The sequence below is a fragment of the Faecalibacterium sp. i21-0019-B1 genome (genome assembly GCF_042852915.1).
Lineage (GTDB): Bacteria > Bacillota > Clostridia > Oscillospirales > Ruminococcaceae > Faecalibacterium > Faecalibacterium taiwanense.
Map to the genome: position 1 here is coordinate 1195404 of NZ_AP031425.1, position 19367 is coordinate 1214770.

Sequence of the window (19367 nt, forward strand, 5' to 3'; positions counted from 1 at the left end):
ACCAACAGTTTATCACGATTTTTGCGAAAAATCAAGGAGGACACACAATGGAACTTTTGACGTTGAGCCTTGAAAACTTCCAGGGCTTGAAGCATGAGGAAATCCAGTTGGACGGCCACAGCGCCAGCATTTACGGCCGGAACGCCAGCGGAAAAACTACCATTTTCAACGCCATCACATGGCTGCTTTTTGGCAAGCCGAGCACCTGGGCGAAGAACTGGGACCCAAAGACAAAGGGACCCAACGGGGATTTGCACAACCTGGAACACAGCGCAACCGGCACCTTCCGGCTGGACGACGGCCAGACCGTGACCTTGAAAAAGGTTTTCCGCGAGGTATGGAAGCGCAAGCGTGGCAGCGCCGCAGAGGAGTACTCCGGGAATACCATTGACTACCAGATCAACGGCGTCCCTTGCAAGGAAAAAGAGTACATGGCGGCCGTCCAGGAGTATTGCAGCGGCGAAGAAACCATGAAGTTGCTGACCATGCCCGACTACTTCCCCTCCGTTATGGACTGGCAGAAGCGCCGGGAAATTCTGCTGGACATTTGCGGCGACGTTTCCGACGCCGACGTGATCGCCAGCACCCCGGAGCTGGCAGGGCTTCCCGAGTTCCTTAAAATGCCCGGCAGTACGACCCGCCTCTATAAGGTGGACGAGTACAGAAAAATCGCTGCCGCCAAGAAAACCGACCTGAACAAGAAGATCGAGGCCATTCCGAACCGCATTGACGAGGCAAGCCGCGCCATTGACAAGGATCTCCCGACGCTAGAAGACCTGGCGGCCAAGCTGGCCGCAGCGGAGGCCGAGGAAACCAAAATTGCAGAGGAAAAGCGGGCAATTCTGGCCGGTGATACTTCGGAACTCCGCAGCTCCCTGGCGAACGCCAAGGCGGACTATGCAGCGGCAAAAGCCGAGTACATCGAGGAGGGCAGCGAGGCCCGCGCCGAGCACCGCAAGGCACAGGAGAAGGCAGAAACCGAACTGATGGAAGCCAAGACGGAAGCTGCCAACGCCACCGCGGATGCCCGGCGCAAGAAAGCAGACCTGGAACACATGAAGGCCCGCCGGGAGGCCATTCTGGCCGAGTACAAGGAAGCAGCGGCAGAAACCTGGGACGAGCACCGCGAGATCTGCCCGACCTGTGGCCAGGCCTTGCCGGAAGAAAAGGTGGAGGAGCTCCGCGCAGACTTCCTCCAGCGCCGGTCCGCCAAGCTGGAAGCCATCAACACCAAGGGCAAGAAGGAAGCCAGCAAGGAAGCCATTGCCCAGCTTGAACAGGACATTGCGGCCCTCGAAGAAAAGGCAGCGGCAGCCGAGGCCCGCGCCGATGAAATTTACACCTCTCGCAAAGAGACCATCAAGGCAGAGCCACCCCGCCCGGACTTCTCCGAAACTGACCGCGGCCAGGCCATTGCGAAGACTATCCAGACGATTTTCGGCCAGATCGAGGCGGCCGAGCAGAAGCAGAGCACAGCCCTCCGCGAAGTGAACGAGCACCAGCAGGCAGCTATGAACAACTGCCGCCAGATCCGCTATATGCAGAGCCAGGCAGAGGCAGCGCAGCGCCAGCGCCAGCGCATTGCGGAACTTGAAGCCGAGGAAAAGAGCCTGGCTGCGGAATACGAGAAGACCGAGCAGGGCGTTTACCTGTGTGAAGTTTTCGTAAAAACCAAAGTGGCCCTTCTGACCGAGCGGATCAACAGCAAGTTCAAGTCTGTGAGCTTCCAGCTTTTCCGGGAGCAGACAAACGGCGGCGTCGCTGACTGCTGCGAAGTTCTGGTGCCCGGCGAGGGCGGCGCCATGGTGCCGTATTCGACCGCAAACAAGGCGGCCGTGGTAAATGCTGGCCTGGAAATCATCGCCACGCTTTCCCACCACTACGGCGTCCGGCTGCCTATTGTGGTAGACAACGCCGAGAGCGTGACCGAACTTCTCCCTGTTGATTCCCAGGTGATCCGCCTGGTCGTGAGCGCAGAAGACGAGAGCCTGCGCGTGGAGGTAGACAAATGAACGAATCTTTTATGCGGAAGGTTTACGAGAACCCGACCGAAAACGTGATGCAGCAGGGATTGAATTTTTACAGCCAGCAGTTCAAGAGCCTTATCAGGACCTTTCCGTCCGAGGGTATACCCATTTTCCTTGCGGCTATGAAATCCGTTCACGACGGCATCCGCGGCGTTTTGCCTGCGAATGGCCCGGAACTGGAAGACGACATTTTGAAGCACATCACCACGGTTGTAATTCCGTTTCCGGGAGGGAAGAAATGAGCGCCAAGGACAAAGACCAGGAGCCCGGCACGTTTATGATCCAGGCTTGCCGCTGCCGCCGCTGCGGCGGTCTGCTGACCAGCAAAGAGGGCGTGAGAAACGGCATCGGCCACGTTTGCCGCATGAAGGCTCTTCGGGAAATGCCGGACCCGAACCAGGTAACGGTTTTTGACGTCCTGGGCGACAAAGAGGAGAACACACATGAAAAATAATTTTCCGTTCCGCACGCACTGGAAGAAGCCGGAGGAACCCAAGGCGGCCCCGGAAACTTCACAGTATCTGCCGCGGGCCGTTGAGCTGACCGTGGAGCAACACAAGCCGGAAGAAGGCCTGCGGGTGCTTCTGGAAGGCTTTGCGCATTACTTCAACTGCACGGCGGAGGCCCTGGGGCCATACCCGCTGGCAGATACCGCAATGTTGATTGTGCTTTATACCCACATTGCGGCGAGCCTTTCTTACCAGGACCCGGCGGCCGCCCAGATGGCAGAGCAAATCGAAAAAGTTGTAAAGCTGCCGCCCGTAGATTTCTACGCGGCCAGCAAGAAATAAAAAATGGAGGAACACACATGAACGCAGAAAACACAGCAATGACCCCCGCGGCCGAAAACGCGGTTGCAGAAACAGCCACCGAGAGCATCGGCACCCGCTTTACCAAAAAGGTGCTGGCCCAGTTTGCCAGTAACACCGGCAGCCAGATTGCAGTAACGGAGTTCCAGCGCCGCCTTATCCAGGGATACTTTATCCAGATCGACCGCGCCCTGGCCGTAGCAGAGGAGGCCCGCGTGGCGAAGAACGCCAAGAACCGGGACCACAAGTGGGACGAAACCATCCCCGTAACGTGGAAGTTCGTCAATCTCCAGGACCTGGCAATGGACCTGGTACGCTATGCCCGCATGGGCCTGGATATGCAGTGCGAGAATATGTTGTTCCCGATCCCGTACAAGAACAACAAAACGAACCTGTACGACGTGACCCTGATGCCCGGCTATAACGGTATCCGCTACGTTGCCATGAAATATGCGCTGTACAAGCCCAAGGCGGACACAATCGAACTTGTTTACAGCAATGACAAGTTTGCTCCGCACCCGAAGGACAGCCGCCACCCGGTTGCGTCCTACGAGTTCGAGATCACGAATCCCTTCGACCGCGGCGACATTGTGGGCGGCTTTGGCTACCTCGAATACGACGACCCGACACAGAACGAGCTTATTGTTATGCCCATGGCTGCCATTCGCAAGCGTATGCCCAAGTACGCAAGCGCCGAGTTCTGGGGCGGTACGAAGCAGGTTTACAACAAGGAGACCGGCAAGAAGGAAGACACCACCGTGGAAGGCTGGCTGGACGAAATGTGCCGCAAGACCCTGATCCGCGAGGTTTTCAGCGCAAAGCACATTGTACGCGACCCCGAAAAGCTGGACGAAGATTACCGCGTGATGAAGGCCAGAGAGATTGCCTATGCCGAGATCCAGGCGGAGGCTGAGATCCAGGAACAGGCCAACACCGTTCTGATCGACACCGCGCCGCAGCCCGCAGCGCCCGCAAGCCTGCCGGAGTCCAAGAAGACGATCCAGGTCGATGCCAGCACCGGCGAAGTTCTGGAACCCCAGGCGGCGCCCGCGGCAAAGCCCACCAGCCGGAAAGCAGCCCCGGCACAGTGGGACGTTGCGGAGCCGGATTTTTAAGTGGACATTCGGCCCATTGCCAGCGGCAGCAGCGGAAACGCCTATTGGATATCCGACGGCAAAACCCCGCTGCTGCTTGATGCTGGCATCCCGATGAAGGCAATCCAGATAGGATGCGGATTCCGTGTGCGGGAGCTGGGAGGCTGCTTTATTACGCACTGCCACGGAGACCACAGCAAAGCCGCAAAAGACCTTCTGCGCTACGGCGTGGACGTTTACACGGGCCAGGGCACCGCAGAAGCCTGCCGCCTGGAAGGCCACAGGCTGCACATTACGCGGCCGCTTGAACAGTTGACGGTTGGCACGTTTCTGGTTTTGCCTTTCGATGTGGAACACGATGCGCCGGATTCGCAAGGATTTCTTCTGGAATCTACGGCGACCGGAGAAAAGCTGCTGTATTTCACAGATACCTATTACCTGAAATACAGATTTTCGGGCATTACCCACATACTCGGAGAGTGCAACTACACCCGGGAACGAGTGCAAGAAAACCTTGCGGAAGACACGCTGCCAACAGTTCGGGCCGCTCGGTTGATGCACAGCCACATGAGCCTCCAACACCTGGTTGAATTTTTGGAGGCAAACGACCTTTCGCGGCTGAAACAAATCTACCTCGTGCACCTTTCGGCTGAAAATTCGGACGAGGCCGAAATGAAACGCCGGATTCAGCGCCTTACCGGCGCGGAAGTGTACGTTTGTTAATTTCTACGATGGAGGACGACATGGCCGGGGTAAAAATTGAACAGGGGACCTTGACGCACCGAAAAACGCTGCGCCTTAAAGGCCTGCTGGGGATAGGCGTCGCCCAGGCGGTCGGCCATCTTACAATGCTCTGGGTATGGGCCGCAAGCAGCACCAAGGACGGCAGCCTGGCGGGAATGACGCCGACGGAAATCGCAGAGGTTTCCGGGTGGGCAGGCGAACCGGCCGACTTTCTGGCGGCCATGATAGATGCCGGTTACATAGACGAAGCACCAGACGGTTTCCGGCTCCATGATTGGGCCGAAAACACAGGACAGATCGAAGCGGAAGCCCGCCGGGAGGCAGCACGAGAACGGCAACGGAGATTCAAAGAGCGAAAGCGGGCAGAGAAGGCCGCAGAGGCCGCCAGGGCAGAAGCAAACAAAGTTTCTGCACCAGCACAAAAACCGCTTGTCGTAGCCCCGCAGCCACCGCAGAGAACGGAACCGCGAACGGACCCGGAACTGGCCAGGGCTGGACAATTTTACTTGAACAACATCAACCCAACGCCGCCACGCTGGGAGCTTGAAGACCTGACCCAGGCGGTCGCGGACTTCGGCGCTGACGTGGTGATCCACGCAATGGAGATCGCCCAGAGGAACAAAGCCCCGAACTGGAAATACGTCCGCGGCGTTCTGGCCCGGTATAGGGACAAGGGAGTGAAGGACCTGGACGCGGCCGTGGATGCAGATAAATGGACAAAGGAGGAAGCACGAAATGGAAAAGCTGGGCGATATGATCGCCAGCGGGACGCAATCCCGGCAACCCAAGACCTCGCAGGATTCCACACCGCGTGAAACCTCCATCCTGGCAGACGAGGCAATCCGTCGCGGCTACAAGATGGACAAACCGGCCCCGGAGCCGGAACACTGTAAATTCTGCGGCAAAACCCTGCAATATAGAGGTTTCCTTCTTCCGGCCATTTCCAAGACCCGCGTTTTTGGCTGGGATTCGCAGCCGGAGCGCTGCAACTGCCCCAGGGCGCAAGCCTACTGGGAGAGAGCAGAGGCCAAGAACAAGGCCGCAGAGGAGGCAAAGGCGGCAGCAGAGGCCGCCGCAGCCTTCAACCGGCGTATAAACCGGCTGCTGGGCGACAGCGGCATGGGCGCCCGATTCCAGAACCGGACCTTTGACCGCTTCCAGGTGACGCCGGAAAACCAGAAGGCCTATACCGCCTGCAAGGAGTATGCGGCAGCCTTCAAAGCGCAGATGCTTCCCGGCAAGGGTAAGGACGGCGAGGCAGTGCCCCCGCAGCAGGAACGCAACGGCCTTTTCTTGGTGGGAGGTTATGGCACCGGCAAAACACACCTGGCCGCAGCTGTGGCAAACGAGCTGATCCGAAACGGCACCCCGGCGCTGTGCATGACCATGATCGACCTTCTGGCGAACGTGCGCCGGACCTACAACGGCCAGGGCGACGAAGCGGACATTTTGAAGCTCTATACCGAAACCCCGCTGCTGATTATTGACGACCTGGGCAGCGAGGCCGCGACGGAGTGGACTTCATCCATGATATTCACCATCGTAAACGCCCGCTATGAAGCCTATATGCCGGTGATCGTAACGACCAACTGCGGCACCGAAGAACTGACCCGGAGCCTGACCCCGGCCGGATGCAGCGAACGGAACGCCCAAAAGATGATTGACCGCCTCCGGGAAATGTGCCTTGCAGTTCCCCTTGACGGCCCTTCGTGGAGGGCGAAATGAGCGCAGAGAATGGCCGGTGCTACCGGATCTGTAAGACCTGCGGGAATCGCTGGAACGTGAGCCGCATAACAAAAGGCGGCGGTAAAACCTACGTCTGCCCCCTCTGTGAGTGGCAGAAGAAAATTAAAGCCCAGGGAGGACAGCATGAGAGGTTACAACACATTCGCAAACCGCGGCCGTGACTTTGAAGACTTCGTTATCCAGGTGAACGACCTATACACTCGCAGCGGCAAAGCTGTGGTCTACAAAGTTCCGACCGAGTTCCTACCGATACGCGACAGCACCGGCCAGATCAAGAGCTGCAAGGTGGAGCATAAATCTTGCGTTGACTTCCTGGGACGCTACAATGGCACCCCTGTTGCGGTAGAAGCAAAGCAGACCCACACCGGCCGAATTGATTTTGACGCGGTGCAGCCCCACCAGGCGGCCTTCCTGGACGCCTGGACGACCGACAAAGCGGTGGGCATGATCCTGGTTAGCTTCAACCTTCTCCGCTTCTTTGCCGTTCCCTGGCCCTTCTGGCGAGCAGCCAGGACCGCATGGGCCGCCCAGAGAGGAACGACCGAGCGGAAACGCACACCGCCCACCGTGACGGCCTACGGCCAGACCTGGACGCCGCCGCCCATGGCGAGCGCAGCCCCGGAAGATTTTCTTCCGGCCTGGGAAGTTCACCTCGGCGGCCGCACTGGCCTGCCGTACCTGGAAACCATTGAAAAGCTGGAAGGAGTTCTGGAATGAGTGACGATATTTATTTAGCCCGTTTCGAGTATGCGAAGCTGACGGAGCAGGCCGCGATCCCCGTTATTATCGTGACGGCAAACCAGGACGACTACCCGCGGCGCTTTGTTGCCCGCCTTTGGGACATGAGCGTCCCGGAGAGTACCCAATACATGGTCCTGGAAGATACCCTGGAAGACTTACGAAAGGCAATTCCGGCCGAAATGAGCCGCCTTCCGGCAGCACCGGACGACAGCATTGTGGAAGCCTGGCTTTAAGGAGAAACACATGGAAAAAGTACGTTTTGAAGCCTTCAACGTTGAAGAACTGCGCGTCCTGCGCCGGGCCTGCTATGAAGCGGGCGCCGCATTTGGCGACCCGGGCCACACGGCCGCAGAGCGGGAAACGCTGGACGACTTGGCCGTGGAAATCCTCGGCGAGCTGAAAAAGAAAGAAGCAGCGGCCGCCCGGCAGACGCAGAAAGAACCGCTGGAAAAGACCATGGCAAAGGCTGTGGAGGATTCCGTGAAGGAAGTGGTGGACCGGCTGCCATTTGAACCGAAGACGTTCCAGCGCCCCGCACCGCATAAAGAACGCATTGTACAGCGGCCGAACATTCCCGCCATGGTGAAACCTACGCTGCCCACCGAAAGCGCCCACAGAGCCCCGGAGGCGCCCACTGCGGCAAAGTTCACGGGTTTCTTGTATGTACGTTGCGAGAAGTGCGGCCAGGAACGCGGATTCTGCGCAAAAACGCCCATTTCTTCGTGCTACTGCCGGGAGTGCGGCGGGAAAACGGAGCTCAAAAATATGCGCCAGGTCAAGATCTGGTGCGAGTGCGGCAGCGCTTACCGCTACCATACGAACATCCAGGATGCCGCGTTTGATATGCCTTGCCTGAACTGTGAGGCTCCGGTGGCGCTTGAATGGAACGAGAATAAGAACAGATACCAGCCCATGAACAGCGAGCCCCCAAAGGCCCGCAGAGGCCGGAAATAAGGCGAAAGGAGAGAACACACAATGAGCAGCACAGACAACCTCCCGCGCCCGGCGGACAGCCCTTGCCTTAAATGTGCCTCCGCTGGCTGCACGAGCATTACTGTGGGCAAAGGTGGAGACCGCAAGACCTTCCCGGGCTGCGCGATCTGGCAGCAATGGTTTTCCGACCGCTGGCAGGGCTACCAGGCAACTGCCTACAAAATGAAGTGCCTTCGGAAGGCACGGGAGGAACGAAAATGAGCGAGAACGTATTTGTTGGAGCCGATTCCTTCCGCCGCCTTCTTCTTGGCGCTGCCGGAGGCTACGAGCTGCAAGGCCGCCATGAGGCAGCCGAAACCGTTCTGCGCGTCATTGACGCGCTGGACGAATTGACAACCGGCGGGAAGGGAGGGGACCGAGCGGACGAAGACCAGGAGGCCATGGCGGCTGCGGAAACCGTTCGGCTCTACTGTGAAAAGCGCCGGAAAACAGGATGCTGCGGCGAGAACTGCATCTTCGACAAAGGCAACAAAGGCGCGCTTTGCCCGCTTTATGGCAGCCCGATGGGCTGGGATAGATTCGGAGGAAAAGAAAATGGCTGAAAAAAGAATCGTTGATATTGGCCCGCTCCTGGAAGATCTCAAAAACGAGCTGGAAGACCTGAAAGGTGCAACGGAAGTTTTGACGGTTGAGGAGGCGGCAGAGGACGAAATCGAGGAATTGAAAAAACTGCTGGTGATTGACCCCCAAAAGATGATTCCCGCCTGGCGCGACCCCGACAAGGACCCTCCGAAGGTGGAAACCGAAGTGCTGGTTTTGTACCGGTGCAATGGCTATCTGGGTATTACAACGGCGCACTACGAAAACGGCAATGTTTTCTCCGAGGACAGCGAATGGAATTGGGAAGATCTTTCCGATTGGGGAACATACGACGAGGAGCGGGACGACTACCGAATCCCGGAAGGCTGGTGGGAATACCGCCACTTCAACCCGGACGACGTTTACAATAACAAGATAGACTGCCCCGTGGTGGGCTGGATGCCCTTACCCCCGGAGGAGGCGGCGCAGAATGGCAATCAGTAAGAAGATCCGCGAGGCGGTATACCAAAAGTACGGCGGCCGCTGCGCGTATTGCGGCAGGGTGATTGCCTACAAGGATATGCAGGTCGATCATTTCCGACCGCTGCGGGTGTGGGACGAAGCGGACGGCGCGGCAGATGATATTTCAAACCTTATGCCCGCCTGCCGGATGTGCAACCACTACAAGCGCGCAAATTCCTTGGAAGTGTTTCGCCGGTATATTGCCGAGATCCCCCGCAAGCTGCGCGGCGACTATATTTATAAAATTGGCGTGGCTTATGGGAACGTCGTTGAAAACGAAAAGCCGATTGAGTTTTTCTTTGAAACCGAGGAGGCAAAAACCAGCCCCGGAGCTGCCATAATGAGCCCGGAAGATATGGCCCATTATTTGATGGATCTTTGCCATTGCCGTTTGGCGGCCAGGAAAGGCTGCCCGGGCTGCCCATTTGATAAACCGACCAGCAACAACGGGGATGGAGAGTGCCGTTTGTACGTTCCTGACGATTGGGATTTTTGAGGAGGCGAAAAAATGAACATGGAAGAAACAGCCGTTCTTTTGAGCATCCGCCCGGAGTGGTGCCAAAAGATTTTTCGCGGAGAAAAGACCATGGAGATCCGCAAGAGCTTCCCGAAGGACTTCCAGGGCCAGCCCTTTAAGTGCTTTATTTATTGCACAAAAGGGCAAAACGCTGGATTCCGGCTAGAGCCTGACGGAGGCTTGATGCGGCTGGATGGGACCGTCATTGGGGAGTTTACCTGTGATCGCGTGTATGAAATCGCCCCGCTGAACCATGCACCGGACGACCTGGAAGCCCAGGCCTGCATGGACCGGGACCAGATCTGGAAATACACGCACGGCAAAGGCTATGCTTGGCACATTACCGCGTTGAAGACGTATAAAACACCACTTGACCTGGCGGCTTTTCACCTTCGCTGCGAAAACGCCTTGCGCTGGTGCAATAACGGCGGCTGTGCAATGCACATTGAACACCCTGCAAACGGGAACTGCTGCGGGAATTGCGCCTTGCAGCTTAACAGACCGCCGCAAAGCTGGTGCTATGTGGTGGGCCCTGGCGAGTGCCACAAGGAGCTCCAGGAACAGGTAAAGGCCACACTGGGCAGGCTTTACCCGAAAAAGAAGATCTCCGACATTCTGCCGAAGCCTGAAATTTTGGGCCAGCTTGCGGAAGAACTGGCGGAGGCTTCCGCGGCTGCGTCGAAGCTGCGCCGCAAAATTGATGGCAAGAACCCGACGCCGAAGACCTTAGAAGAGTGCTGGGAGGACCTGAAAAAGGAAATCGGCGACGTTATGAACTCCATTGATGCCCTTACAGAGCAAGACCCGCAGAACTACCACGAGTTTATGAGCGAGTGCGGCGAGTATGCAGAGCCGAAAATGGCACGCTGGCTTTACCGCCTGACCGAGCAGGAGGGGAAACCGTGAAAAAGAACTCCGTTATTCCCACGCCCTGCCCAAAGTGTGGCAGCCCGCTGATTATTGAGGCGACGCCCGCAGACGGCGGCCCGAAAGAAATCTTCTGCGCCCTGTGCAAATTCCACGCGGAGAGCGTGGAGGCGTGGAACGCGCAGTACAAGAGAAAGGAACACACATGAAAAAGAAAACCGTTCTTGTCCACCCCTGCCCGAAATGCGGAAGCAACTTCCTGGCGCACGGGAAGCCCTACGGCTGCACAACACCCCGGATTCTTGCCTGGCTTGGCAGCCTGCACGGCGTTATATGCGTTTCGTGCGGCCACTATGCGCCGACTGTGAAAGCCTGGAACAGGGAATGGGAGAAGAAAAAATGAGTAGTGAAGGTATTTGGAAGGCTGCCGCCTGGCTGGCGTCTGCTGCTGTGGCCGTTGCCTGCATCCTGAAAACCGGGAACGCGGACTTTTTGCAGATTCTTGCCTTTCCGTTTTTTGTTTGCATTTTGACTTGAAGGAGGCGGCGACAATGCCCGAAAAAAGCGAATTTGACAAGGCACTCGGAGAGTTGTACGACCTGACCGAATGGGAGAACGCAGAAGCAGCCCTTCGAGAGCTCCACGCACGGCAGCCGGAAATGGAACGGCTTTACATTGACGGCAAGATTTTGCCCGGTGAACTGCAAGCTCTGGTCATGGTGAACAACTGCCTTGAAAGAGAATTTATCCATCGGCAGCTTGCGACAGGCCAGCCGCTTCACCTGAACATTTGAGAGAAGGCACGCCCATGATCGAGAAAGAATCCATTTTTAAGGCTTGGACAATCGACCTCCACGAGCGCTTCCCGCACTGGCCGTATAAGAAGCCAAAACCGGGCCATGAGGGCTTCCGCCTTCTGGACGGGCCCGCGCCTGACTTCCGCCGCATGACCGTGGAAGAATTTGAAACCCTGCCCGCTGGCGTATGGATGGACGTCAAAAAGGCCCTGCCACCCCTGGAACACCCGGTTTTGACCGTGGACGCCTACGGCAACTACCACACCCGCACAGAATACACCGACACCCCGGAGGTCCCGTTCTGCATCACCTACAACGACGGCCGTTTCTGGCCGCCGATTGCATGGAGCAAGTTCGAGCCGTTGAAACAAGGCGGTGATTGATGAATGAGCGATGAAAAGGAGGACCCACGCATGGACATGGGCAGAAACAGCGAACATTACAGCGACCCCACACCAGGCACCGCCTGGGAGAATATGCGCAGGGAGGAAAAGCGGCTGGACGCCGCCCGCCTTACTGTGGTTTCGGCCCTGGTGCCGATTCTGCGCCAGACGGCAGAGCTTGCGGGCTTTGAGATTATCGGACGCATACCGCTGCGCGACAAAACGAGCGGGAAGGAGTACAGATAAATGGAAGACTTTGATTTTTTCGGCTTAGCAGCCAAAGAAAGCCGCGAGCCTGAAACCCGGGAGCTGCCGCGCCGGATTCTTTTCCGTGGGAAGCTGAAAAGTGGTGAATGGGCCAGCGGGAACCTGAACGTTGACAGCAAGGGAATCTGTATTATCCGCCCCGGCAAAAACGTTGTGGGCAAATACGGCCGCGTGAACCCTGAAACCGTGGGGCAGGCTACCGGTATCCTGGACAAGCGCGCCCGGGACATTTTCGAGGGCGATATTTTGAAGATTCACCACAAAACGCCCCTGCCCATTGGTCTGGCCGTGGTGAAGTACGACAAAAAGCGGAGTGCTTTTAGAGCCTTCCCGGTAGATCGCCCCTGGTACGCCTGCCAGATCGCATACCCGGACGAAATCGTGGGCAACATTTACGACAACCCGGACCTTTTGAAACAGGGAGAGAACACACAAAAATGATGAACAAGAGCGCAATCGATTGGTGCGATTTTTCATGGAACCCCGTCACCGGCTGCAATTTTGGATGTGAATACTGCTATGCGCAGCGCCAGGCCACCCGCTTTGCCGGAAACATTCGCATGAACATGACGAGCGAGCAGCTTAAAACCGAAGCTGCCGGGCTTTACGTTCTGGAACAGCCCTTCAAGAACTACACCGGCGCCGTTCTTCCGTTCCCGGCCGGTTTCGCCCCGACCTTCCACAAATACCGCCTGGGCGACCCGGCGAAGAAAAAGAAGCCTGCAAATATTTTTGTTTGCAGCATGGCGGACCTTTTCGGTGACTGGATTCCCGATAAATGGATCGAGGCTGTTTTTGAGGCCTGCAAGGCAGCACCCCAGCACAATTACTTATTCCTGACAAAGAACCCGGGCCGCTACCAGACCCTTGCAGCAGCGGGAAAGCTGCCGGAGCTTCCGAACTTCTGGTATGGCAGCAGCATAACAGGCCCGGAAAACAGCTTTTGGTGGAGCGAATACCACCACACCTTCGTGAGCTACGAACCCATGCTTAAACCCCTGGGCATTGCCGACGAGGACGCTGCCCGGAAGGTTGATTGGATCATTGCGGGAGCCGAAACCGGCCACCGGGCAGGGAAAATCACCCCAGAAGAAGGCTGGCTGGAAGAACTGGCAGCCGCAGCACGAAGGTCAGGCGTTCCGCTGTGGATCAAGGACAGCGAGGAGATCCGCGCTGTGATTGGTGGAGAACCCGCCCAGGCCTTGCCGGATGCGCTCAAACACCCTAAAGACCGCCCCACGCCGCACTGCGCAGAGTGCGAGCACTGTATTAAGACCCAGAAGGGCCAGAGAGGCACCCGGAAAGACTGCGCCATTGGATGGACGGCCGAAGGCTACGAGGACGGAGGCGCCCGCCACATCCCCACCAGAGGAAACCGCCAGTCCCCCGACTGGTGCCCGAGAAGAAAGGACGATGCAGAATGAACAGCCGCGAGAACATGGGCGCCCTGGGCACTCGTATTGCCAACATGGGCCAGACCCTTATGCAGACCGCGATCCGCACCGGCGTTGCCGCAGGCGTGAGCGCAGCAGCCGCACACATTGAGGAGGAGCACCAGAAGGAGGCCAAGGAACGCACCGACCGGCGCCTCCATAACACCCGGCTCCTGCTGAAAAACTACCGGCTTTTGAAGCGGCACACCGCAGGTGCCATCTACAACGCCAAGCAGGCCAAGGAGAAGGAGAGCGCGGCAAGCATCTTGGACGGCCTGGAAAGCTACACCCGGGACGACAGCCTTTATATTGAGAGCATCAAGCGCAGCCAGGAGCGCACGTTGATTATTCTGGCCCACATTGAGAAGATGTTGGACCTCTACCGCGTTTGGTGCCAGCAGAACGGCACAGAGGAGGACGTGAGGCGCTACGAGGTGGTCATGGAAACCTACATCCGGGAGCCCAAAAAAAGTGTACAGGAAATCGCGGGCACTTTTGGCATCGAGCGGCGCACCGTATACAAGGACATCAATGCAGCGATTCAGCCGCTTACCGCCTTGTTTTTCGGCATTGACGCCGTAAAGGCTGCCTAACGTGCACCAGGGTGCACAAATTGGGCACTGACAGGGCACTTTGAAAGATATATAATACTAGCATGGAGGCTTGAGGATGAATGAAAAAACCTATAACGGCACCCCCCCCCCGCGAGGTGACGCCTGACGGCTTCAAAGTATACTGCGCGTATGACGAGATCGTGGAAATCGACAGTCTGAAACCGAACCCCCGGAACCCTAACCGGCACCCGGAGGCGCAAGTGATGATGCTGGCCCACATAATCGGGGAACAGGGGTGGCGAGCCCCCATCACCGTGAGCAGGCGCAGCGGCTACATTGTACGCGGCCACGCCCGGCGCCTTGCAGGCTACGAGGCAGGCAGCCAGTACGCCCCTGTTGAGTGGCAGGACTACGACAACGACAGCGCCGAAATGGCGGACCTTGTCGCAGACAACCGAATCGCCGAGCTTGCTGTCCTGGACCAGGACGCCATAGCCGGGATTCTGGCCGAGCTCAAAGAGAACACCGACGACCTGGACCCGGAGTTGTCCGGCTTTACGACGGAGCAGATCGAGGACATGATCGCGGGCAGCCAGCCCGACAGGGAAGCCGAGGAGCAGGCCGCGCGCCTGACCCTGGGCGAAAGATTCCTTATTCCGCCCTTCACCGTCCTGGATTCCAGAGGCGGCGTATGGGCCGAGAGGAAGAAGGCTTGGAAGCGCCTCGGTATTCGTTCCGAAGTCGGCCGCGGTGCTGACGACGACAACACGAAGGCGGGCTTGACTTATAACATAAGCAGCCAGCCGCCGGGTGCCTATAAGGCCAAGAACGCCTATGAGGAGAAAATCGGGCAGAAAATAAGCTGGGAGGAGTTCGCAGAGCTTTTCCCGGATGCCATGGCGTACAGCGCCACTTCCATTTTTGACCCGGTCCTTTGTGAGCTGGCATACCGCTGGTTTTGCCCGCAGGGCGGTGCGATTATTGACCCCTTTGCAGGCGGCAGCGTCCGCGGCGTGGTGGCGGCCCTTACCGGCCGGAAATACACCGGCTGCGATTTAAGCAGCCGCCAGATTGAGGCCAACGTGAACAACTGGGAAGAAATCTCCCACATTAGCGTCCTGGACGATGCGCCCGAGGTGATACCGCCCACCTGGATAAACGGCGACAGTTCCAACATTGACGAGCTGGCGCCGGGAGAATATGACCTCTTTTTCACTTGTCCGCCCTACGCGGATCTTGAAGTGTACAGCGACAAGCTCGAGGACCTTTCAAACAAGGATTACCCCGAGTTCTTGCAGCTTTACCGCAATGTGATCCGCCGGGCAACCGCTATGCTGAAACCTAACAGCTTTGCCGTTATTGTGGTGAGCGACCTTCGGGACAAGAAGGGCTTTTACCGCAATTTCATTTCTGACACCATCGACGCCTTCCAGGACGTGGGCCTGATGCTTTACAACGAAGCGATTCTGGTAAACACGGCCGGAGGACTGGCAATCCGCGTGGGCAAGCAGTTTGAACACAGCCGGAAGATGGGAAAAGACCACCAGAACGTCCTTGTATTCTGCAACGGCGACCCTGCCCAAAGCGCAGCCTTCCGCACGGGAGACTCGCAGGAATACACAGAGGACATAAACGACTATCTGAAAGCCGGAGCGGGAAAACTTGGCGTGAACCACGAAAAAGTCCTGGTTTTCACCAAGGGCGATCCGAAGAAGGCCGCGGAGATCATCGGAACGCCGGAAACCGCAGAGGAAGCCGACCAGTACGACAACACGGCCCTATTAAAAGAAATTCTCGGAGAAGATACCGGGGACGAATAACAGCGCAGGAGGCCCGGGAACAATCCCGGGCATTACTTTTTGCCAGGAAGGAGGAAAGACCATGGCACACACAGGACAGCGGGACCCCTGGGAAAAGCTGCCCGGTGAAACAGCCCGGCAGTATGAGTGCTTTTGCGCCTACCGTGATATGCGGTATTTGGAGAAGCCGAAGAAGCCCGGCGACGTTGTCCGGCCGGATTTTACCGTCCGCCGCAGTATTCGCGGCCTAGCTGAACAGCTGGGAGTTACCCGCAAGAGCTTGGAGCCCATGAGCGCGAAGTTTGACTGGGTAGCGAGGGCGGAGGAGTACGACAACTATATTTTGGACTGCGTGGCGGCCAAGAACACGGCCAACATCGTGAAGATGCACGAGAAACACGCGGCCATTGCGGAACAGATGTTACGCAAAGCCACCCACCGCCTGTTGACCCTGGCGGACGAGGACGTGGACGCAAACGCCGTTGTTCGTATGGTTGATATTGGCGTAAAAGTGGAGCGGTTGAGCCGGGGAGAGCCCACGGAGAACCGCACCGTTACCCATGGCGGCGCCCTGGAAGTGGAGAGCACCCAGCGCGCAGACCTTTCCGACCTTTCTGACGAGGAATTGAGCCAGCTTGCCGGACTACTGGAAAAATCTAGCCCGGGTTGACCCAGCGGCGCTTCTCCGACAGGTCCGCCGGGAACAGGCGGAACGGAACCTCCCCGAGTTCATCCGCCAGGCCTGGCCCGTCATTGAGCCCGGCACGACGTTTATTGACAACTGGCATATAGACTGTATCGGTGAATATTTGGAAGCGGTGAACCGCGGCCAGATAACGCGCCTGATCGTAAATATGCCGCCCCGCCACATGAAGTCCCTGGAAATTACAGTGTGCTATCCGGCCTGGACGTGGGTAAAACACCCGGAACGGCGATTCATAAAGGTTAGCTATTCCGACAGTTTGAGCCGCAAGCACAATGTTTTGACCCGTGACATCATACAATCCCCATGGTATACGGCCAACTGGGGGGACCGATTCAGCCTAAAGGACGACGTGAACCGGCAAAACGAGTTTAAGAACACGCACCAAGGCTTGATGTTTTCAACCTCTGTCGGCGGCGCGCTGACCGGCGAAGGCGGCGACTGCATCATCCTGGACGACCCGCAGAACCCCTTACAAGCCAACAGCGAAACCGAGAGAGAAGCAACCATAGCCTTCTTCAAAAACACCCTGCAATCCCGTTTGAACGACCCGAAGACGGGCGTTTTTATTATTGTGATGCAGCGCCTTCACGAAAAGGACCTGACCGGCCATATTTTGGCCGAGGACCTGGGCTATACACACCTTTGCCTCCCGGCGGAGGCGCCGCAGCGCACAATAATCACCTTCCCGGTGAGCGGCCGCGAGGTGATCCGCGAGGAAGGCGACATCCTGAACCCGCAGCGTTTCGACAAAGAAACCCTGGCAAGCCTTAAAAAGTCCATGGGCTCCTTGCAGTACGCGGGCCAGTATGAACAGACCCCCGCCCCGGCGGACGGCCTGATTTTTAAGCGCGAATGGCTGCAAAATTTCTTCGACCCCAAAGCGGCACCCCACCAAAGTATGCTTATCCAGTCCTGGGATATGGCCTTCACCAAGAGCGAAGGCAGCGCCAAGGTGGCGGGCTACATTGTGGGCCGGAGCGGCGCAGACATTTACATTTGGGACCTGGTAAACGAAAAAATGACCTTTACCGAGAGCGTGGCGGCCGTGCGCACCCTGACGGGCAAATGGCCGAAGGCCAGGGCGAAGGTTATAGAGAACAAGGCCAACGGCCCCGCAATCGTTGACCTGTTGAAAAAGCAGATTCCTGGCATGGTGGAGTTCAACCCGAAGGGCAGCAAGCAAGAACGTGCCCTTTCCGTTACGCCCTACTTTGAAGCCGGGAATATTCATTTCCCGAAGCCGGAAACGGCGCCCTGGGTGCATGACACCATCCAGGATCTATTGATGTTCCCCAAGGGCGAATACAAGGACGATATAGACGCACTTGTGCAGGCTATTTTGTACTTGATGGACAAGCCCGCAAAGAGCCCGCCAAAGGCAGAAGCGTTGCTTTCCAAAGACAGCTATTGGCGGAGATAAACAGAAGGAGGAAAACGCGTGACAACCCGAAAAGGAGAAGTCGGCCGCATAGGCCAGAAACGCTATGGCGGCGTCTTCTACGAAGAATTTTTGCCGGAGCTGCGCGGCCGCCGCGGCATGGCAGCATATAGCGAAATGGCGGCAAATGACGACCTTGTGGGCGCCATTCTGTACGCAATAAAGATGCTGATCCGGCAAGTTGACTGGAACGTGGCCCCCGGCGGTGCTTCCGAGAAAGACCAGGAAGCCGCGGACTTCGTGCTGGAATGTATGGCCGATATGCAAGACACCTGGACGGACACGATCAGCGAAATTTTGTCCTTCCTGACTTTCGGCTGGTCTGCCCACGAGATCGTTTACAAGCGCCGGTGCGGCAGCAGCCGGGACCCGCGCCTGAACAGCAAGTACAACGACAACTTGGTCGGCTGGATGAAACTTCCCATCCGTTCCCAAGAGAGCCTTTACCAATGGGAGTATGACGAGAACGACAACCTTATCGCCATGACCCAGATGCCACCGCCGAATTTTGAGCTTATCACGATTCCGGCGGAAAAGCTGCTTTTCTTCCGCACGGAGAGCAGCAAGGGCAACCCGGAAGGCCGCAGCATCCTGCGCAATGCCTACCGTTCCTGGTATTTCAAACGGAGAATCCAGGAAATTGAAGGCATTGGCATTGAACGCGATCTTGCGGGCTTTCCTGTGCTTACCGCGCCGGAAGGCACGGACATTTGGGACCAGAACGACCCGGAAATGGTCGCAATCCTGAACAATGCCCAGGCCATCGTCCAGAACATCCGCCGGGACCACCTGGAAGGCCTGGTGCTTCCGTCCGGCTGGAAGCTGGAACTTTTAAGCAGCGGCGGCGACCGGCAGTTTGACACGAACAAGGTTATTGACCGCTACGACACCCGAATCGCCATGACAGTTATGGCGGATTTTGTTCTGCTGGGCCACCAGCAGACCGGCTCCTTTGCGTTGAGCGACAACAAAACGCATATTTTTTCTATGGCAATCGAAGCTTTCCTGGACGTGATCTGCGAGCAGTTCAACAACAAGGCGATTCCCGATCTTATGAAAATGAACGGTGAGCACTTCGCGGGTCTTACTGACTACCCGCACCTTACCCACGGCGACGTGGAGGACGTGGACCTGGACAAGCTGGGCAACTACTTGAAGAACGTCACGACCTCCGGCCTCCTGGTGCCCGACGAGGGCGTGGAAGACTACATCCGGGAAGCCGCCGGGCTGCCGAAGCGGCTTGACGACTATGTGCCGATGCCGGGCGAGGACCTGGAGCCGGGCAAGGTGAGAACCACCCAGAAGCCGAAGAAAGACACCGGCGACAAGATGGGCGGCCTTGACGACGAGGAGCCGGAAGAAAACCCGGAGGCGGTAGAAAAGGCGAGAAAGGACCTGGGGAGGGACTAAA

28 protein-coding genes are annotated in these 19367 nt (G+C 57.5%); all 28 read left to right on the forward strand.

Translation table 11 applies throughout. The annotated features are described in order from the left end of the window. Window positions 1–47 precede the first annotated feature (47 nt). Window positions 48–2012 carry an AAA family ATPase gene (locus ACGHP1_RS05845; RefSeq protein WP_390508304.1) on the forward strand — a complete coding sequence of 655 codons (1965 nt, stop codon included), beginning with the start codon at window positions 48–50 and terminating at the stop codon, window positions 2010–2012. Next, a complete protein-coding gene (locus ACGHP1_RS05850; protein ID WP_390508306.1) occupies window positions 2009–2269 on the forward strand; it encodes a hypothetical protein in 261 nt (86 codons plus the stop codon). Before ACGHP1_RS05845 ends, ACGHP1_RS05850 begins: the two co-directional genes overlap by 4 nt. Next, window positions 2266–2481: a hypothetical protein gene (locus ACGHP1_RS05855; protein WP_242914548.1), complete on the forward strand. Its 216-nt coding sequence runs from the start codon at window positions 2266–2268 to the stop codon at window positions 2479–2481. The genes ACGHP1_RS05850 and ACGHP1_RS05855 overlap by 4 nt, the downstream gene beginning before the upstream one ends. Then, complete coding sequence (locus ACGHP1_RS05860) at window positions 2471–2818, forward strand: hypothetical protein (RefSeq protein WP_390508309.1); 348 nt, start codon at window positions 2471–2473, stop codon at window positions 2816–2818. The genes ACGHP1_RS05855 and ACGHP1_RS05860 overlap by 11 nt, the downstream gene beginning before the upstream one ends. A 17-nt stretch (window positions 2819–2835) precedes the next feature. Beyond that, entirely contained in the window at window positions 2836–3951 is a 1116-nt protein-coding gene (locus tag ACGHP1_RS05865) for a recombinase RecT (RefSeq protein ID WP_390508311.1), read from the forward strand. Next, entirely contained in the window at window positions 3952–4653 is a 702-nt protein-coding gene (locus ACGHP1_RS05870) for an MBL fold metallo-hydrolase (protein ID WP_390508313.1), read from the forward strand. A 20-nt stretch (window positions 4654–4673) separates the two neighbouring features. Then, window positions 4674–5489: a DnaD domain protein gene (locus tag ACGHP1_RS05875; RefSeq protein WP_390508315.1), complete on the forward strand. Its 816-nt coding sequence runs from the start codon at window positions 4674–4676 to the stop codon at window positions 5487–5489. Further along, entirely contained in the window at window positions 5410–6399 is a 990-nt protein-coding gene (locus ACGHP1_RS05880) for an ATP-binding protein (protein ID WP_390508318.1), read from the forward strand. Before ACGHP1_RS05875 ends, ACGHP1_RS05880 begins: the two co-directional genes overlap by 80 nt. A 144-nt stretch (window positions 6400–6543) precedes the next feature. Continuing rightward, a complete protein-coding gene (locus ACGHP1_RS05885) occupies window positions 6544–7137 on the forward strand; it encodes a Holliday junction resolvase RecU (RefSeq protein ID WP_390508320.1) in 594 nt (197 codons plus the stop codon). Beyond that, window positions 7134–7394, forward strand: a complete 261-nt coding sequence (locus ACGHP1_RS05890; RefSeq protein ID WP_390508322.1) for a hypothetical protein — start codon at window positions 7134–7136, stop codon at window positions 7392–7394. The genes ACGHP1_RS05885 and ACGHP1_RS05890 overlap by 4 nt, the downstream gene beginning before the upstream one ends. Before the next feature lie 10 nt (window positions 7395–7404). Then, a complete protein-coding gene (locus tag ACGHP1_RS05895; protein ID WP_390508325.1) occupies window positions 7405–8115 on the forward strand; it encodes a hypothetical protein in 711 nt (236 codons plus the stop codon). Between the two features lie 21 nt (window positions 8116–8136). Beyond that, window positions 8137–8355, forward strand: a complete 219-nt coding sequence (locus tag ACGHP1_RS05900) for a hypothetical protein (RefSeq protein WP_156065437.1) — start codon at window positions 8137–8139, stop codon at window positions 8353–8355. Then, the gene (locus ACGHP1_RS05905; RefSeq protein ID WP_390508328.1) at window positions 8352–8696 is read left to right on the forward strand and encodes a hypothetical protein; all 345 of its coding nucleotides are present in this window, start codon (window positions 8352–8354) and stop codon (window positions 8694–8696) included. Before ACGHP1_RS05900 ends, ACGHP1_RS05905 begins: the two co-directional genes overlap by 4 nt. Continuing rightward, window positions 8689–9177 (forward strand): hypothetical protein, encoded by a 489-nt coding sequence (locus ACGHP1_RS05910; RefSeq protein ID WP_390508330.1) that lies wholly within the window; start codon window positions 8689–8691, stop codon window positions 9175–9177. The genes ACGHP1_RS05905 and ACGHP1_RS05910 overlap by 8 nt, the downstream gene beginning before the upstream one ends. Further along, the gene (locus tag ACGHP1_RS05915) at window positions 9164–9691 is read left to right on the forward strand and encodes an HNH endonuclease (RefSeq protein ID WP_390508332.1); all 528 of its coding nucleotides are present in this window, start codon (window positions 9164–9166) and stop codon (window positions 9689–9691) included. Before ACGHP1_RS05910 ends, ACGHP1_RS05915 begins: the two co-directional genes overlap by 14 nt. A gap of 90 nt (window positions 9692–9781) precedes the next feature. Beyond that, entirely contained in the window at window positions 9782–10618 is an 837-nt protein-coding gene (locus ACGHP1_RS05920; protein WP_390508334.1) for a hypothetical protein, read from the forward strand. After that, a complete protein-coding gene (locus tag ACGHP1_RS05925) occupies window positions 10615–10788 on the forward strand; it encodes a hypothetical protein (RefSeq protein ID WP_390508337.1) in 174 nt (57 codons plus the stop codon). The genes ACGHP1_RS05920 and ACGHP1_RS05925 overlap by 4 nt, the downstream gene beginning before the upstream one ends. 175 nt (window positions 10789–10963) lie before the next feature. Then, window positions 10964–11116: a hypothetical protein gene (locus ACGHP1_RS05930; protein WP_179859685.1), complete on the forward strand. Its 153-nt coding sequence runs from the start codon at window positions 10964–10966 to the stop codon at window positions 11114–11116. Between the two features lie 14 nt (window positions 11117–11130). Next, window positions 11131–11373 (forward strand): hypothetical protein, encoded by a 243-nt coding sequence (locus tag ACGHP1_RS05935; protein WP_390508339.1) that lies wholly within the window; start codon window positions 11131–11133, stop codon window positions 11371–11373. A gap of 14 nt (window positions 11374–11387) precedes the next feature. Continuing rightward, window positions 11388–11759 carry a hypothetical protein gene (locus ACGHP1_RS05940; RefSeq protein WP_390508342.1) on the forward strand — a complete coding sequence of 124 codons (372 nt, stop codon included), beginning with the start codon at window positions 11388–11390 and terminating at the stop codon, window positions 11757–11759. 30 nt (window positions 11760–11789) lie between these two features. After that, the gene (locus tag ACGHP1_RS05945; RefSeq protein WP_390508344.1) at window positions 11790–12005 is read left to right on the forward strand and encodes a hypothetical protein; all 216 of its coding nucleotides are present in this window, start codon (window positions 11790–11792) and stop codon (window positions 12003–12005) included. Next, entirely contained in the window at window positions 12006–12467 is a 462-nt protein-coding gene (locus tag ACGHP1_RS05950; RefSeq protein WP_390508347.1) for a YopX family protein, read from the forward strand. After that, complete coding sequence (locus ACGHP1_RS05955) at window positions 12464–13450, forward strand: DUF5131 family protein (protein WP_390508350.1); 987 nt, start codon at window positions 12464–12466, stop codon at window positions 13448–13450. The genes ACGHP1_RS05950 and ACGHP1_RS05955 overlap by 4 nt, the downstream gene beginning before the upstream one ends. Next, entirely contained in the window at window positions 13447–14052 is a 606-nt protein-coding gene (locus tag ACGHP1_RS05960; RefSeq protein ID WP_156065423.1) for a hypothetical protein, read from the forward strand. Before ACGHP1_RS05955 ends, ACGHP1_RS05960 begins: the two co-directional genes overlap by 4 nt. Before the next feature lie 80 nt (window positions 14053–14132). Beyond that, complete coding sequence (locus ACGHP1_RS05965) at window positions 14133–15833, forward strand: ParB N-terminal domain-containing protein (RefSeq protein ID WP_390556622.1); 1701 nt, start codon at window positions 14133–14135, stop codon at window positions 15831–15833. A 61-nt stretch (window positions 15834–15894) separates the two neighbouring features. Next, window positions 15895–16482 (forward strand): hypothetical protein, encoded by a 588-nt coding sequence (locus tag ACGHP1_RS05970; RefSeq protein WP_390508354.1) that lies wholly within the window; start codon window positions 15895–15897, stop codon window positions 16480–16482. Beyond that, the gene (gene terL, locus ACGHP1_RS05975) at window positions 16448–17938 is read left to right on the forward strand and encodes a phage terminase large subunit (protein WP_390508356.1); all 1491 of its coding nucleotides are present in this window, start codon (window positions 16448–16450) and stop codon (window positions 17936–17938) included. The genes ACGHP1_RS05970 and terL overlap by 35 nt, the downstream gene beginning before the upstream one ends. Before the next feature lie 18 nt (window positions 17939–17956). Further along, window positions 17957–19366 carry a hypothetical protein gene (locus ACGHP1_RS05980; RefSeq protein WP_390508358.1) on the forward strand — a complete coding sequence of 470 codons (1410 nt, stop codon included), beginning with the start codon at window positions 17957–17959 and terminating at the stop codon, window positions 19364–19366. Window position 19367 lies beyond the last annotated feature (1 nt).